This window comes from Flavobacterium ammonificans, from assembly GCF_020885975.1.
GTDB classification, from domain to species: Bacteria; Bacteroidota; Bacteroidia; order Flavobacteriales; family Flavobacteriaceae; genus Flavobacterium; species Flavobacterium ammonificans.
Genome location: NZ_AP025183.1, coordinates 2,255,882 through 2,271,028, shown reverse-complemented (window position 1 = coordinate 2,271,028; position 15,147 = coordinate 2,255,882). Strand labels below are relative to the sequence as shown.

Genomic DNA, 15,147 nt, shown 5'->3' with positions numbered 1-15,147 from the left:
CTTTAAAAAAAAATTATTCAATAGATTTTTTTGTAAAAATATTGTTGTAAAGGGCTTTTTAGAATCAATAAAAATTAAATAATAAATAATGAAAGATCATCAAATTCAAGTACGTGTTCGTTACTCTGAAACAGACCAAATGGGCGTAGTATATCATGGAAATTATATTCCTTATTTCGAGATGGGTCGAGTGGAATGGCTTAGAAATAAGGGAGTTTCGTATAAAAAAATGGAAGAAGAAGGAATTGCACTTCCCATTGTTTCTATGAATATTAACTATAAAAAACCGGCGCGATATGATGAGTTGCTCACTGTTCATACAGCTTTCAAAAGCCAGTCTTCTGTTAAGATAGAATTTGATTGCAAGATATATAACGAAGCGGAAGAGTTATTAACAACTGCCGAATTTATTTTGGTTTTTGTGTCGCTAAAAACAGGTCGTCCAATTGCTCCTCCAGATTATATTTTAGATCTTTTAAAAGATATGGATTAAATCGTTTAATTTTTACTTTTTTATAAGCGTTTAATGTCAATTTCAAATAATTTATCAAAAATGTCGAAAATCATTTCGGCATTTTTTTTTCGGGTTTTGATTTCTATTTTTCCAATTGCAATTCCAGTATCTTCGATTTCCATCGTTTGATTTATGATGTTTAGCTTTTTTTCTTTGATTACACGCATCACTTTATTCATGTTTTTGTAGTCAAACGAAATCAAAAAATGAATATCGATGGTTTTTTCAATAATTTCGGCATCTTCTAAAACCAATTGTGCCGTGGTTTTGTATGCGGTTATTAAGCCGCCAACTCCTAATTTTATTCCGCCAAAGATTCGAACAACAACTAAAAGCACATTGGTCAAGCCAAAAGATTGAATTTGGCCATAAATTGGAGCTCCTGCACTATTGCTAGGTTCTCCATCATCATTAGCTCTGTAACTTATTTTTTCGGTGCCAATTTGGTACGCATAACAATAATGTACTGCATGAGGATGTTGCTTTCGTAAATGGTCAATGATCGGTTTTACTTCTTCTTCAGACTCAATTGGATAGGCATAGCCAAAGAATTTACTGCTCTTTTCTTTGAATAGAATTTCTTCAGTGGCTTGTGCAATAGTAGTATAAGTGTCTTTGATTTCCAATTGGTAAATTGTAGTCTAAATTATGTTTTTTTCCAAAAGTTCAATTACATCTTCTTGACCTACTTGAAGATTCCAAACGTTTAGCCCTAAAGCTTTAGCAGCATCAGTATTGTCTTTTTTATCATCTACAAATAGAGTGTACTTTGGTGATAGTTCGTGTTGACGAATCAGTGTAGTGTAGATTTCGGCATCGGGTTTTCGCATTCCCATTTCATAAGAAAAATAGACTTTTTCAAAACATTGGTAAAAAGCACCGTAAAATGAAGCACCTTCTCTTTGTTCAAAATGATTAATATGTATAGAATCGGTATTACTCAACAAAAAGAGGCGGTATTTTTGAGATAATAGTTGTAAAAATTCCAATCGGTATAATGGAAAATCTAATAAAACAGCATTCCAAGCCACCAAAATTTCTTCAATCGAGGCGTTAGGGATATGTTTTTGAATTCCTAGCAAAAAGTTGTCTTTCGAAATTTCTCCTTTTTCAAATGAAATATTCAATTGGTCTAAGTCTTCGTTCCAAGAAGTTAAACCCAAGCGTTGTAAACCATCAATAGTGGCTTGTTTGTCCAAATTGATGAAAATATCTCCAAAATCAAAAATAATAGTATCAATCATAATTTCTAATTATTAGTAATTCATCGGTTACTATTTTTTCTTTTTTTGACGGGGCTGAATTTAATATTGGTGCTTTTATTCCGTTGCCAAATTGACTATTACCAATAAAAACACGGGCTTCATCCCAAAGATTGGCATCAATAAAAGTCTGCAATGTTTTAGCACCACCTTCAATAATTATCGATTGAATTTGGTGTTGGTACAATCGTTCCAGAATTTGTTGCGCTATATTTTGTTGAAAATCAATTGCCTCGCAGATGATATTCTCAGAAGTTAGCATCGCTTTGTTTTTAGAAAACACGATAGTTTTTACTTGATTATCAAACACATGTGCAGTTTCTGGGATGCGATTATTTTGGTCAATCACGATTCGAATAGGATTATTTCCATTCCAGTCCCGTGCGTTTAATTGAGGGTTGTCGTCTATTACGGTTTGTGTACCTACTAAAATAGCTTGTTCCTCGGCACGCCATTTATGCACTAATTGTCTAGAATAGGAATTAGTTATCCAAACGGGTTTTTGTTCTTTCTTTTCTAAAGGAGCAATAAAGTCGTCTTGGGTTTGCGCCCACTTCAATATAATATAAGGTCTTTTCTTTTCGTGAAACGTAAAAAAGCGTTGGTTGAGTTCGTGACATTCTTTTTCCAAAATCCCAACAATGACATTTGCGCCAGCTTCTCTCAATCGCTTAATACCATTTCCAGCTACCTTTATATTAGAATCGACTGTTCCAATGACTACATTCGGTATTTTATTTTCAATAATCAAATCGCAACACGGAGGCGTTTTTCCAAAATGACTGCAAGGTTCTAAACTTACATATATAGTAGCTTTATCTAATACTGATGGGTTTTTAACAGAACGTATGGCGTTGACTTCGGCATGAGGTTCGCCTGCTTTTCGGTGCCAACCTTCTCCAATGATTTGACCATCATATACAATCACACTTCCCACCATCGGATTGGGATAGGTAGTTCCAAAACCATTTTTGGCAAGTTCTATGCAACGAGCAATAAAGTGTTCGTGATTGTTCATGATACAAAAGTACTACTTTTTAGCTTTTCTATTTATGAGGTAAGTTTCGAAAATTGTAACAAACAATAGTTACTTTTGCGATTCAAATTAGCTTTTATACAAATGGAGAATTGGCAAATCAGGAAAATTGAAAAAAAAGACAATGCGGCAGTAGCTCAATTAATACGTGCGGTTTTTGATGAATTGAATATTCCCAAAGTAGGAACTGCTTACGCAGATCCTTATTTGGATTTGATGTACGAAGAATACAACAAGCCAAGATCTGTATATTATGTTGTAGAACATGACGGAAAAATTAAGGGTGTTGCCGGAATTGCTCCTCTGGAAAATGAAGCGCCAAGCATTTGCGAATTGCAAAAAATGTATTTTTTACCAGAGACTCGTGGGAAAGGAATCGGAAGTGAAATGATGGCGATTTGTTTGCAATCAGCAAGGGATTTTGGTTTCGAAAAATGTTATTTGGAAACTATGCCGTTCATGCTTGCAGCACAAAAATTATATAAAAAATCAGGTTTTGAATACCTCGATGCGCCAATGGGTTGCACTGGACATACGAGTTGTCCGGTTTGGATGTTGCAAGATTTGTAAAACTACTTTGATTCTTAAAACATGACTATAAAACACTACCGAGACCAATTCATACAAGAACTGACTCCGTTATATGATGCAGGAGAGGCGGAGAGTTTTTTCTATTTAATTTTAGAAGCTAAACATCAACTAAGGCGAGTGGATCTAGCTTTGCAACCTGATTTATTTTTTTCGGAAGCAGAATTGGAAACTTTGAGTTCAATTTTGAAACAACTTAAAAAGGAAATTCCGGTACAATATATATTAGGCACTACTCATTTTTACGGATTAGAATTTGAAGTCAATTCCAATGTTTTGATTCCAAGACCTGAAACGGAAGAGTTGGTGGATTGGATAATTCAAAGTTCAAAGTTCAATCCCGAAGTTTCGGGACAAAATTCAAAGTTCAAAATTCTCGATATAGGAACTGGTAGTGGTTGCATTGCCATTTCGTTAGCTAAGAATTTACATAATGCGGAAGTATTTGCTTTAGATGTTTCCGACAAAGCTTTGGCTACAGCCCAAGAAAATGCTGAATTAAATCAAGTTACGATTCAGTTCATTCATCAAAGTATTTTAGAAATCGAAGATTTAGGTCAGCAATTTGACCTAATTGTTTCGAATCCGCCCTATGTACGTCATTTGGAAAAACAAGAAATCAAGAAAAATGTTTTGGACAACGAACCGCATTTAGCTCTTTTTGTGAATGATAATGATGCTTTGATTTTTTATCAAAAAATTGCGCAATTAGCAAAGAAAAATCTATGTCCGAATGGTCAATTGTATTTTGAAATCAACCAATATTTAGGTCAAGAAACGTTGGATTTACTTCAAGAGATGGGTTTCAAAGATACTGTACTTAGAAAAGATATTTACGGTAATGATAGAATGATTCAATGTACGATATAAGAATTACGATTTACGAAATATCAATATCGTGTATCCAAAATCGTATATCCAAAATCGTCAATCGTAAATGGCTTTATTCGTAGCGCAACGCCTCTATTGGATCTAAGACCGCCGCTTTAATTGCAGGATACAATCCGGAAACAATAGCTACAATAAAACTCGTAATGAAGGCTGCCATTATCGCGCCCCATGGAATAACAAAGGTAAAGTCCATGGCAGTTGCAATTCCGAAACCAATTAAGATCCCAAAAACAATTCCGACTAATCCACCTAATTGTCCTATTAATAAGGTTTCTATGAAAAACTGAAATGCAATAGTTGATTTTTTAGCTCCTAAGGCTTTTCGGACACCAATTTCTCGGGTTCTTTCTGTTACTGAAACAATCATAATGTTCATTAAAGCAATGGATGAGCCTAAAACAGTAATTACTCCAATAAGCCAAGAGGCTAATCCAAGGTATTGAGTAATACTCAAGATGCGGTTAATCAAATCGTCAGAACGTACCACACCAAAATTATTATCCTTTACGGGACTTAATTTTCGAACACGTCGCATTGTACTGGTGGCATTATCAATAGCTTGTTCTAACAGTTCTTTTTTATTCACCATTACACTCAAACTGTAGTTGATATTAGGTGCTGTAAATAAAGAACGAGCCACTTGAATTGGAATTAAAACTCTCAAATCTTGGCTATTTCCAAAAGTAGACCCTTTCTCTTTCAATACTCCGATAACTTTAAATTTAGCGCCACGAATTGAAATAATTTTATTTATAGGGTTTACATCTTTGAGCAAACCTTTTTCAAAATCAGACCCCACAACACATACATACGTATTGTTATCAATATCAAATCCGTTGAAGTTGCGACCCAAACTAGTTTCTAAACCAGAGTTAGGAATAAAATTTTCATCTACACCAACTACTTTTATTTCAGGATCTGTCTCATTAGCTTCATATTTTACTTCTGCTCTTGATGTAGCAGTAAATGAAAGGGAAGTTTCTGTAAAAGGGTATTTAAATTTGTCTTGAAATGCAACGGCTTCAGGATAGGAAATAATTGGATTGATAATTTCTCGTTCCTCATTTCCTCTGTTTCGAGTTGTATTCTCGTATTGATTGATGTTGAAGGTATTGGCGCCCATAGAAGCAAAATCAGCTGAAAGAGTATTTTCTAGTGCAGCCACTACAGTAAGAATTCCTACCAAGGCTGTAATACCAATAGCAATAATCAATACGGTTAGTATGGTACGCAACAATTGAGTTCGAACTGAACCAATTGCAATCTTAACGTTTTCTTTGAATAAATTTAGCATAGTACCAATTTGTCACGAAAATACAATTTTTGTTACAAGTTTGCTTTAGAAGAGCGGATATTTATTTTAAAAATAAGATATTTGCACTGTATTTCAGTATTTAGAAATTCAAATTATAAGTAGCACATCAAATATCGTACATCAAATATCGTACATCAAATATCGTACATCGTATATTGTAAATCGTAAATTAAAATGGCATCTAAACCAAGTATTCCAAAAGGAACCCGAGATTTTTCTCCTACAGAGGTTGCAAAACGTCAGTATATTATCCAAATGATCAAAAGTAATTTTGAGAAATTTGGTTTTCAACCGATTGAAACCCCTTCTTTTGAAAATTCCGAAACCTTAATGGGAAAATATGGTGAAGAAGGAGATCGCTTGATTTTTAAAATTTTGAATTCAGGAGATTATTTGGCAAAAGCCAATGCAAACCATTTGGAAGCCAAAGACAGTACAAAATTGACTTCAAGTATTTCTGAAAAAGCCTTGCGGTATGATTTAACAGTGCCTTTTGCACGTTATGTGGTACAACACCAAAACGAAATAGAATTCCCATTTAAGAGATACCAAATCCAACCCGTTTGGAGAGCCGATCGCCCTCAAAAAGGACGCTTCAGAGAATTTTTTCAATGTGATGCCGATGTAGTAGGTTCGACCTCTTTGTGGCAAGAAGTAGAATTAATTCAATTGTATGATGGGGTATTTACCGCTTTAGGTTTGAATGGTGTAACTATTAAAATCAACAATAGAAAAATCCTTTCTGGAATTGCAGAAGTGATTGGCGCTTCAGATAAATTAATCGATTTTACAGTGGCTTTAGATAAGCTGGATAAAATTGGTGAAGACGGAGTAAAGAAAGAAATGATGGAGAAAGGGATTTCGGAAACGGCTATTGCTAAGGTGCAACCTTTGTTTAGTTTTACGGGAACTTTTTCGGAGAAAATCAATCAATTATCCGGTTTATTAACAGACTCAGTTGAGGGTATGAAAGGGGTAGAGGAGTTGCGCTTTATTTGTGATAAAGTATCAGCTCTTGGTTTAGCAACTGCTTTTTTAGATTTGGATGTGACTTTGGCAAGAGGATTGAATTATTACACAGGCGCTATTTTTGAGGTGGCAGCACCATCAGGAGTAGCTATGGGTTCTATCGGTGGTGGTGGTCGTTACGATGATTTGACGGGTATTTTTGGTTTAAAAAATATGAGTGGAGTGGGAATCTCTTTTGGCTTAGACCGTATTTATTTGGTCGTAGAAGAATTGGGATTGTTTCCAACGACAGTTACCGCAACTTCGCAAGCATTGTTTATTAATTATGGCGAAAATGAAGCGTTTTACGCTATGAAAGCGATTAAAGAATTGCGCCAAACAGGAATAAAAGTAGAATTGTATCCAGACAACGCTAAGTTGGCTAAACAATTTCAACACGCTGATAAAAGAAGTATTCCTTTTGCTGTAATGGCCGGAGATCAAGAGATGAATTCGAATACCTATACTTTGAAAAACCTTCAAACGGGAGAACAGAAATCGCTAAGTTTAGAGGAACTGAAAAAAGTTTTAGCATAAAAAAAAGCTTCGTTTGATGGGAACGAAGCTTTTTCTACAATAAGGTATTACTGAATTAATAATTATTTAGAAACGAACCTTAATTTCAATCTAGGGAGTCAATCCAAAATAGTGAATTGTTTCGAATACAAACTTACTCTAATCGTATACTAAACAGTCTTAAAATTTTATTAAATTTTTTAGGCTACCAAAAAGAGGGTTGATGCTAAATTCCGTATTAATTTTCCATAAATAGTTCTGTCTTAAAGGTGACAATTTGACATTTTTGAAGATTTGGCAGTACTTTTGCAATCCATAAAAAAATAAAAATGAAGTTTAAGAATATTTTTAAAAATACAAGTACTATGACTACTGAAAAAACAGAAATCGATCAAGAAATAGAAGGAACACCAGTGGAAACGCAGGCAAATGAAGAACAAGCAAGTGTCGAAGAATTACCTGTTGAAGAACAATTAGCCTTAGATTTAGCGGCAGAAAAAGATAAATTTTTACGATTATTTGCTGAATTTGAAAATTACAAAAGAAGAACTTCAAAAGAACGTATTGAGTTGTTTAAAACAGCTAATCAAGAAGTGTTATTGGCAATGCTTCCTATTTTGGATGATTTTGACAGAGCATTGATTGAAATCAGTAAGTCAGGCGATGAATCTTTGGTGAAAGGGGTAGAATTAATTCACGAAAAATTAAAATCAACCTTAGTTGGTAAAGGATTAGAGGAAGTTGAAGTGAAAGCTGGAGATGCATTTGATGCCGATTTTGCTGAAGCAATTACGCAAATTCCTGCGCCATCTGACAAAATGAAAGGGAAAATTGTAGATGTTCTAGAGAAAGGATACAAATTAGGGGATAAAATTATCCGTTTCCCAAAAGTTGTTATTGGTAACTAAACCCAGTCATATAATTTAAAAATATGAAAAAAGATTTTTACGAAGTATTAGGTATTTCAAAAGGTGCAGATGCTTCAGAAATAAAGAAAGCATATAGAAAAGCGGCTATCAAATACCATCCTGACAAAAATCCAGGGGATAAGGAAGCCGAAGAAAACTTCAAATTAGCTGCTGAGGCTTATGAAGTTTTGAGTGATCCTCAAAAGAAAGCCAAATACGATCAATATGGACATCAAGCATTTGATGGTGCTGGAGGTTATGGCGGTGGTCACGGCGGAATGAATATGGATGACATTTTCAGTCAGTTTGGCGATATTTTTGGCGGCGGATTCGGCGGTGGATTCGGTGGCGGTAGAAGTAGTGGTCCTCGACGTACTAAAGGAAGCAACTTACGAATCAAAGTCAAATTGACTTTGGAAGAAATTGCCAATGGTGTAGAGAAAAAAGTAAAAGTAAAACGTAAAGTTCAAGCTCAAGGTGTCTCATACAAAACCTGTTCGACTTGTAATGGTCAAGGACAAGTAATGCGTGTGACAAATACAATTTTGGGTAGAATGCAATCCGCATCAACTTGTCCAACTTGTGGAGGTACAGGGCAGTTATTAGATAAGAAACCTGCCAATGCAGATTCACAAGGAATGATTCAGGAAGATGAAACAGTAGCGATTAAAATCCCTGCTGGAGTAGTTGACGGAATGCAATTAAAGGTTTCTAATAAAGGAAACGATGCACCAGGTAATAGTATTCCAGGTGATTTGATTGTTGCTATCGAAGAAATTGAACACGAGTACTTGAAACGTGAAGGCGAAAATTTACATTACGATTTATACATCAGTTTTTCCGAAGCTGTTTTAGGAGTTTCAAAAGATATTGAAGCTGTAAACGGAAAAGTAAGAATTAAATTAGAAGAAGGAATTCAATCAGGTAAAATTCTACGTTTGAAAGGTAAAGGAATTCCAAGTTTGAATGGGTATGGTAATGGTGATTTGTTAGTTCATGTGAATGTTTGGACTCCAAAAACATTGAACAAGGAACAACGACAATTCTTTGAAAAGAATTTGGAAGATGAAAATTTTACTCCAAATCCAGAAAAATCAGATAAGTCTTTTTTTGAAAAAGTAAAAGATATGTTTTCTTAGTTTTTTAACAAGAAAATTAAAATATATTTTCCCATCCTTGTTCTAAATAAGGGTGGGTTTTTTATGTAACAAAACCAACTATTTAGGTACTAATTCTGTACTTTTACACAACCAAGTTTAAAGTGACTAAAATCAAAATTAAGAATGAGTAATTTACTTGAAGTTAATAAAATAGTGAAGCAATACGGCGATTACGTAGCGCTAAACGAAGTTTCTTTATCAGTTCCTAAAGGTAGTATTTACGGATTGTTGGGACCCAACGGAGCGGGAAAAACCTCGCTAATTCGCATCATCAACCAAATTACTTTACCTGATAGTGGTGAGGTTATTTTGGATGGCGAAAAATTACAACCCAAACACGTGCAGTATATTGGCTACCTTCCAGAAGAAAGGGGTTTGTACAAAAGTATGAAAGTGGGGGAGCAGTGTTTGTATTTGGCGCAAATGAAAGGTTTAACCAAAGCCGAAGCCAAAAAACAACTCGATTATTGGTTTGACCGATTGGGAATTCAAGGGTGGTGGAATAAAAAAATACAAGAGCTTTCTAAAGGTATGGCGCAAAAAATCCAATTTGTAGTTTGTGTGTTGCACCAGCCAAAATTGTTGATTTTTGACGAACCATTTTCAGGCTTCGACCCTGTGAATGCCAATATCATTAAAGACGAAATTTTAGCATTGAAAGAACAAGGTTCGACTATTATTTTTTCGACACATCGAATGGAAAGTGTAGAGGAATTATGTGATGATATCGCTTTGATTCATCAATCCAATAAATTGATTGAAGGGAAATTAGATGAGGTGAGAAAGCAATTTAGAACCAATAGTTTTGAAGTAGGTATTCTTTCAGACAATGTAGAAGGTTTGATGTATGATATTACCCAAAAATTCACTTTGGCACCAGCCCAATTTAAGTCGTTGAATAATGAATTAAAATTAGAAGTTCAGCTAGGAAATGCAAGTCCAAATGAGTTGTTGCATATTTTAACACAACGCGGACAAGTAACTCATTTCGTTGAGAAAATACCGAGTGTAAACGATATTTTTATTCAAACCGTAACCAGTAAATAAAAGTTAAATGAGCATCATTTCATTAATTATTAAAAGAGAGTTCATTGCCAAAGTGCGCAATAAATCCTTTATTGTAATGACTTTTCTAAGTCCGTTATTATTTGTAGGTATCGCTTTATTTGTAGGTTATTTGAGTTCCATGAAAGCAGACACCAAACAAATTGTAATTCATGATGAATCAGGTCGGTTTGTTAATGAGTTTCTAGCCAAAAACAAAACTTCGGAAGAATACAACTACCTTGATTTAACAGCAGTAGATTTGCCCACACTTAAAAAGAGTATTGAGGATGAGGCTTACGAAGGTGTTTTATTCATCCCAAAAGCAAAAGACAATGCGGCTTTAGAAAACCAAATTCAGTTTATTTCGAACGAAAGTCCAAGTATTTCGTTTATCGAAAAAACGCAGGAAGTTATTGCAAAAAAAATGACGTTGACTAATTTAGAAGAAGCGCATTTGGACACCTTAGCCATTCATCAGGCGGAAGCCGATGTTACTATTAATTTGAAGAAAGCCTCTGGAGAACAAAGTTTGAAAGGCTTGAACGAAATTAAAATTGCTATTGGAGGCGCTTTTGGCTATTTGATTATGATGTTCATTATTATATATGGTAATATGGTGATGCGTTCTGTTATTGAAGAAAAAACCAACCGAATTATCGAAATCATTATTTCATCGGTAAAACCGTTCCAATTAATGATGGGGAAAATCATTGGAACTTCATTAGCGGGAATTTTGCAATTCTTTATTTGGGCTATTATTGGTTTAAGTTTGTTGTTTTCGGCTTCGGTATTTTTAGGTGCCAATGTAGGAGCGACGAATCAAATCCCGCCCGAAATGATGCAATCAGCACAACAAGAGATGGCTAGTACGGCTCAAATGTATATTGCTGAAATATTGAATTTACCTATCGCGACGATTTTAAGTTGCTTTGTTATTTACTTTATCGGCGGGTACTTTTTGTATAGTTCGTTTTACGCTGCTATTGGAGCGGCCGTAGATAACGAAACCGATTCACAACAATTTTTATTACCCATTATTATGCCTTTGGTATTAGGTGTTTACATTGGATTTTTTACTGTAGTAAACGATCCACACGGCACCGTAGCTACTGTTTTTTCAATGGTACCCTTGACTTCACCTATTGTGATGTTGATGCGTATTCCGTTTGGCGTACCTTTGTGGCAAATTGCAATATCTATTGTTATTTTATTAGCAACCTTCTTTTTAGTAGTTTGGTTTGCATCAAAAATTTACCGTGTAGGAATATTGATGTACGGTAAAAAACCAACTTGGAAAGAATTGTATCGATGGCTAAAGTATTAATGTGTAGTAGTTTAAAAGGTTATAAGTTTAATAGTTTAACCAAATAACCAAATCAACACATAACCTGTTCAAAAATGAGTAAAATATTAATCATAGAAGATGAAGCTGCTATCCGAAGAGTTTTAGTAAAAATTCTTTCGGAAGAGAATACGACTTATGTTGTTGAAGAAGCCGAAGACGGTGTTGCGGGTTATGAAAAGATAAAAAATACGGATTACGATCTGGTTTTGTGCGATATCAAAATGCCAAAAATGGACGGTGTCGAATTACTCGAAGCGGTCAAAAAAATAAAACCAGAAATTCCTATGGTTATGATTTCAGGTCATGGCGATATGGAAACTGCAATCAATACTATGCGTTTGGGTGCCTTTGATTACATTTCAAAACCACCCGATTTGAATCGGTTGTTGAATACCGTTAGAAATGCCTTGGACAAAAAACAATTGGTAGTCGAAAATAAAATTCTGAAGAAAAAAGTCAGTAAGAATTACGAAATGATTGGCGAAAGCGAAGCCATAAATCATATCAAATTGCTGATTGAAAAAGTAGCACCTACCGAAGCCCGTGTTTTGATAACTGGTCCTAACGGAACTGGAAAAGAATTGGTAGCGCATCAATTACACGAGAAAAGTGAACGCGCTAATTTCCCTTTGGTAGAAGTAAATTGTGCCGCCATTCCATCAGAATTGATAGAAAGCGAGTTGTTTGGTCATGTGAAAGGCGCTTTTACTTCGGCGGTGAAAGACCGTGCGGGTAAGTTTGAAGCAGCTGATAAGGGAACGATTTTCTTAGATGAAATTGGCGATATGAGTCTTTCGGCTCAAGCCAAGGTATTACGCGCTTTACAAGAAAATATGATTACTAGAGTAGGTGCCGACAAAGACATCAAAGTCGATGTGCGTGTGGTAGCGGCAACTAATAAAGATTTAAAAAAGGAAATTGCCGAAGGGCGTTTTCGTGAAGATTTGTACCACCGTTTGGCAGTCATTTTAATCAAAGTGCCCGCTTTGAATGATAGGAGAAATGACATTCCGATGTTGATTGCTCATTTTGCAGACAAGATTGCTTCAGAGCAAGGGACCACAATTAAGACGTTTTCAAAAACGGCTATTCAGTTATTGCAAGAATACGATTGGACAGGAAATATTAGAGAATTACGCAATGTAGTGGAGCGGTTGATTATTCTAGGAGGAAATGAAATTTCAGAGAACGATGTGACATTATTTGCGAGTAAATAAATAGAAAACCAGTGAAATTTCGCTGAGAAAAATAGAAGATGAAATTAAAAAAAATAAACGAAGCCCTTCAAAATGCTTTAATTGAAAAAGGTTTGACCGAAGCCAATGAGTTGCAACAAGAAACATTTTCTACGATTAAAAGTGGGGCTGATTGTTTGATTGTGGCTCCAAAAGGAAGTGGAAAAACAACTACAATTGTCCTGAATGTGATTCAGCAATTAGCTGGAAAACAAGAAGAATCACCTCGGGCGCTAATCATTGTTGAAGATAAAGCGAAGGTACTGGAAATGGAAGCTTTGTTTGAAGAATATGGTAAATATGATCCGTTAGAGGTATACGGAGTTCATGACAAAGGAGATACGGATTATGATAAAAATTACATCTCTACAGGTATTGATGTATTGATTGGTACTCCCAATAAATTGAATGATATGTTCTCAACTGCGGGTTATAATGTCAATCGTTTGAAGATGTTTATTTTAGACGATGCTGATCCTATTTTGAAATTGCGTCACGAAACTAAAATCATGCGAATTTCAAACAGTATAGCCAAAACACAACGTATTATTTTTACAGAGCAATACACCGAACGAGTGGCTATTTTGGCAGATAAAATGTTGTTGGAACCGTATGAATTTGATTTTGAAGAAGACGAAGAGGACGAAGAGGACGAAGAAAGCGAAGAGTAATAAGATTTATGCCACAGATTAGTATGATTAAAATTATTGCATAATTGGATTTTATATATTTCACTTTAATTTTTGAAGCAAAATCATTTTAAATCCTGTAATCAGTGGCGATTATATAATTAATGAAAAAAAGAATATGGGATTAATGAAAGTGTTTTCTGGAAGCGAAGTTTTAGCAATGGGCTTGCAGGAAAAATTAGAAGAAGCTGGAGTAACTACAATGAAGAAAGACAATATTCAATCGGCACGATTGGGAGGGTTTGGTAATGCCGATTTAGCGGTAGAATTGTTTATTCAAGAGACTGATTTTGCGAAAGCCAATCCGGTGATTGAGGAATTCAGAATGAGTATTTAATTTCGAAATCGAGTTCAGATGAAATACAAAATGCTGGTTTTGGACATGGACGACACCTTGTTGACCGATGACCATACCATTTCTGAAGAGAATAAAAAAATGTTGGCTCAAGCCAAAGATTTGGGAGTGTATATTGTTTTGGCTTCTGGAAGACCCACGCCTGCTATGACGGGGTACGCCAAAGAATTAGAATTGCACGATTCCTATATGATTTCGTATAATGGTGCGGTGATTACCGATTTATCGAATGATGAGGTGATTTTTGAGCAAACTTTAACTCAAGAACAAATTCATGCTTTGTACGATTATAGCGTGCAGCACAAAACCCATATTATCACTTATGTCAATAATCAAATTGTGAGTGAAACCGACTCCCAATATATCGACATCGAAAAAAACATTACGGGTTTGACTCACAACAAAGTGCCTGATTTTAAAGCCGAAGTGCAATCTTCAGCTATTAAATGTATTTTGTTGGAAGATCCTGAGTATTTGAAAAATGTTGAAACCCATTTAAAACAAGCCATGCCGCATTTGAGTGTGTGTATGTCCAAACCTTTCTTTTTGGAAGTAGCACAAAACGGAATTGATAAAGCCGCTAGCATTAAATTCTTAGCCGAGAAATTAAATATTCATCAACAAGAAATTATTGCGGTGGGCAATGCTGGAAACGATTTAACCATGGTGGAATATGCCGGTTTAGGTGTTTGGGTGGATAATGTAACTCCTGAATTGCGTGACCGTGCCGATGTGATTGTCGCGTCTAATAACGATAATGGAGTAGCTGAGGTGGTGAGACGGTTTATTTTGTAGTCTTGCGAACGCAGTCCGTCATTGCGAGGAGGAACGACGAAGCAATCTCATCCAAACAACCCAACAATTTCTTCATACAAATCATTCCATTCCGCATTTACGGAATTGATGATTGCTATTTTTTTAGCTCTTGAACCTGCTTTGATTTGTTTTTCTCTACTTATGGCATCGCCAATCATTTGAAAAGCTTCATAATACACTAATTTATTTGCATTGTATCGTGTAGAGAATGAACCTTGGTATCTTTTAACTTGATGTTCCTTGATTCGTTTAGGTAAATTTGAAGTTACTCCTGTATAGAGAACGGTGTGGTTTTTATTTGTAATAATATAAATAAATCCGGGTTTCATAGGGGCTAAGGTTTAGATTGCTTCGTCGTTCCTCCTCGCAATTACGAGTGCAACAATGACTTGAACTAATACAAGTTTAATCAAAATGATTTATAAATACAAGAGATTGCTTCGTCGTGCCTCCTCGCAATGA

At 35.2% G+C, this 15,147-nt stretch carries 17 protein-coding genes; 12 read left to right on the top strand and 5 right to left on the bottom strand.

From position 1 onward, the window contains the following. Positions 1–88: 88 nt before the first annotated feature. Positions 89–493, top strand: coding sequence for an acyl-CoA thioesterase (locus LPC23_RS10265; protein WP_229330075.1), 405 nt, complete (start codon positions 89–91; stop codon positions 491–493). 20 nt (positions 494–513) lie between these two features. On the opposite strand, the gene LPC23_RS10260 is transcribed toward LPC23_RS10265, so the two are convergent. The 3 genes from LPC23_RS10260 to ribD are packed head-to-tail and all read right to left on the bottom strand — an operon-like array spanning position 514 to position 2,794. Next, positions 514–1,140 carry an IMPACT family protein gene (locus tag LPC23_RS10260; protein WP_229330073.1) on the bottom strand — a complete coding sequence of 209 codons (627 nt, stop codon included), beginning with the start codon at positions 1,138–1,140 and terminating at the stop codon, positions 514–516. Between the two features lie 15 nt (positions 1,141–1,155). Then, positions 1,156–1,758: an HAD family hydrolase gene (locus LPC23_RS10255; protein WP_229330071.1), complete on the bottom strand. Its 603-nt coding sequence runs from the start codon at positions 1,756–1,758 to the stop codon at positions 1,156–1,158. Then, entirely contained in the window at positions 1,751–2,794 is a 1,044-nt protein-coding gene (gene ribD, locus LPC23_RS10250) for a bifunctional diaminohydroxyphosphoribosylaminopyrimidine deaminase/5-amino-6-(5-phosphoribosylamino)uracil reductase RibD (RefSeq protein ID WP_229330069.1), read from the bottom strand. Before ribD ends, LPC23_RS10255 begins: the two co-directional genes overlap by 8 nt. Positions 2,795–2,896: 102 nt before the next feature. Here ribD and LPC23_RS10245 point away from each other — a divergent pair, with 102 nt between their 5' ends. Beyond that, positions 2,897–3,382, top strand: coding sequence for a GNAT family N-acetyltransferase (locus LPC23_RS10245; protein WP_229330067.1), 486 nt, complete (start codon positions 2,897–2,899; stop codon positions 3,380–3,382). Between the two features lie 21 nt (positions 3,383–3,403). Further along, positions 3,404–4,270, top strand: coding sequence for a peptide chain release factor N(5)-glutamine methyltransferase (gene prmC / locus LPC23_RS10240; RefSeq protein ID WP_229330065.1), 867 nt, complete (start codon positions 3,404–3,406; stop codon positions 4,268–4,270). 73 nt (positions 4,271–4,343) lie between these two features. On the opposite strand, the gene LPC23_RS10235 is transcribed toward prmC, so the two are convergent. Continuing rightward, positions 4,344–5,585: an ABC transporter permease gene (locus LPC23_RS10235; protein WP_229325245.1), complete on the bottom strand. Its 1,242-nt coding sequence runs from the start codon at positions 5,583–5,585 to the stop codon at positions 4,344–4,346. 195 nt (positions 5,586–5,780) lie between these two features. On the opposite strand from LPC23_RS10235, the gene hisS reads away from it, so the two are divergent. The 9 genes from hisS (at position 5,781) to LPC23_RS10190 (ending at position 14,664) form a co-directional block, all read left to right on the top strand. Next, positions 5,781–7,151, top strand: coding sequence for a histidine--tRNA ligase (hisS, locus tag LPC23_RS10230; RefSeq protein ID WP_229330063.1), 1,371 nt, complete (start codon positions 5,781–5,783; stop codon positions 7,149–7,151). Positions 7,152–7,459: 308 nt separating this feature from the next. Next, positions 7,460–8,038, top strand: a complete 579-nt coding sequence (locus LPC23_RS10225; protein WP_229325241.1) for a nucleotide exchange factor GrpE — start codon at positions 7,460–7,462, stop codon at positions 8,036–8,038. A gap of 23 nt (positions 8,039–8,061) precedes the next feature. Then, positions 8,062–9,177: a molecular chaperone DnaJ gene (gene dnaJ, locus LPC23_RS10220; protein ID WP_229330061.1), complete on the top strand. Its 1,116-nt coding sequence runs from the start codon at positions 8,062–8,064 to the stop codon at positions 9,175–9,177. Between the two features lie 144 nt (positions 9,178–9,321). Continuing rightward, the gene (locus LPC23_RS10215) at positions 9,322–10,245 is read left to right on the top strand and encodes an ABC transporter ATP-binding protein (RefSeq protein ID WP_229330059.1); all 924 of its coding nucleotides are present in this window, start codon (positions 9,322–9,324) and stop codon (positions 10,243–10,245) included. 7 nt (positions 10,246–10,252) lie between these two features. Further along, complete coding sequence (locus LPC23_RS10210) at positions 10,253–11,569, top strand: ABC transporter permease (protein WP_229330057.1); 1,317 nt, start codon at positions 10,253–10,255, stop codon at positions 11,567–11,569. Positions 11,570–11,643: 74 nt separating this feature from the next. Next, positions 11,644–12,807 (top strand): sigma-54-dependent transcriptional regulator, encoded by a 1,164-nt coding sequence (locus tag LPC23_RS10205; protein WP_229330055.1) that lies wholly within the window; start codon positions 11,644–11,646, stop codon positions 12,805–12,807. Positions 12,808–12,845: 38 nt separating this feature from the next. Then, positions 12,846–13,496, top strand: a complete 651-nt coding sequence (locus tag LPC23_RS10200) for a DEAD/DEAH box helicase (protein WP_229330053.1) — start codon at positions 12,846–12,848, stop codon at positions 13,494–13,496. A gap of 136 nt (positions 13,497–13,632) precedes the next feature. Further along, positions 13,633–13,851: a putative signal transducing protein gene (locus LPC23_RS10195; protein WP_229325230.1), complete on the top strand. Its 219-nt coding sequence runs from the start codon at positions 13,633–13,635 to the stop codon at positions 13,849–13,851. 18 nt (positions 13,852–13,869) lie between these two features. Then, entirely contained in the window at positions 13,870–14,664 is a 795-nt protein-coding gene (locus LPC23_RS10190) for a Cof-type HAD-IIB family hydrolase (RefSeq protein ID WP_229330051.1), read from the top strand. Positions 14,665–14,711: 47 nt separating this feature from the next. Here LPC23_RS10190 and LPC23_RS10185 read toward each other — a convergent pair whose 3' ends face one another. Then, entirely contained in the window at positions 14,712–15,014 is a 303-nt protein-coding gene (locus LPC23_RS10185) for a GIY-YIG nuclease family protein (RefSeq protein WP_229330049.1), read from the bottom strand. Between the last annotated feature and the right edge of the window lie 133 nt (positions 15,015–15,147).

Coding starts and splice junctions, on each gene's coding strand:
- dnaJ (WP_229330061.1), top strand. CDS start 8,062: ATGAAAAAAGATTTTTACGAAGTATTAGGTATTTCAAAAGGTGCAGAT.
- LPC23_RS10200 (WP_229330053.1), top strand. CDS start 12,846: ATGAAATTAAAAAAAATAAACGAAGCCCTTCAAAATGCTTTAATTGAA.
- LPC23_RS10190 (WP_229330051.1), top strand. CDS start 13,870: ATGAAATACAAAATGCTGGTTTTGGACATGGACGACACCTTGTTGACC.
- LPC23_RS10195 (WP_229325230.1), top strand. CDS start 13,633: ATGGGATTAATGAAAGTGTTTTCTGGAAGCGAAGTTTTAGCAATGGGC.
- LPC23_RS10265 (WP_229330075.1), top strand. CDS start 89: ATGAAAGATCATCAAATTCAAGTACGTGTTCGTTACTCTGAAACAGAC.
- LPC23_RS10210 (WP_229330057.1), top strand. CDS start 10,253: ATGAGCATCATTTCATTAATTATTAAAAGAGAGTTCATTGCCAAAGTG.
- LPC23_RS10185 (WP_229330049.1), bottom strand. CDS start 15,014: ATGAAACCCGGATTTATTTATATTATTACAAATAAAAACCACACCGTT.
- LPC23_RS10245 (WP_229330067.1), top strand. CDS start 2,897: ATGGAGAATTGGCAAATCAGGAAAATTGAAAAAAAAGACAATGCGGCA.
- LPC23_RS10215 (WP_229330059.1), top strand. CDS start 9,322: ATGAGTAATTTACTTGAAGTTAATAAAATAGTGAAGCAATACGGCGAT.
- prmC (WP_229330065.1), top strand. CDS start 3,404: ATGACTATAAAACACTACCGAGACCAATTCATACAAGAACTGACTCCG.
- hisS (WP_229330063.1), top strand. CDS start 5,781: ATGGCATCTAAACCAAGTATTCCAAAAGGAACCCGAGATTTTTCTCCT.
- LPC23_RS10205 (WP_229330055.1), top strand. CDS start 11,644: ATGAGTAAAATATTAATCATAGAAGATGAAGCTGCTATCCGAAGAGTT.
- ribD (WP_229330069.1), bottom strand. CDS start 2,794: ATGAACAATCACGAACACTTTATTGCTCGTTGCATAGAACTTGCCAAA.
- LPC23_RS10255 (WP_229330071.1), bottom strand. CDS start 1,758: ATGATTGATACTATTATTTTTGATTTTGGAGATATTTTCATCAATTTG.
- LPC23_RS10225 (WP_229325241.1), top strand. CDS start 7,460: ATGAAGTTTAAGAATATTTTTAAAAATACAAGTACTATGACTACTGAA.
- LPC23_RS10235 (WP_229325245.1), bottom strand. CDS start 5,585: ATGCTAAATTTATTCAAAGAAAACGTTAAGATTGCAATTGGTTCAGTT.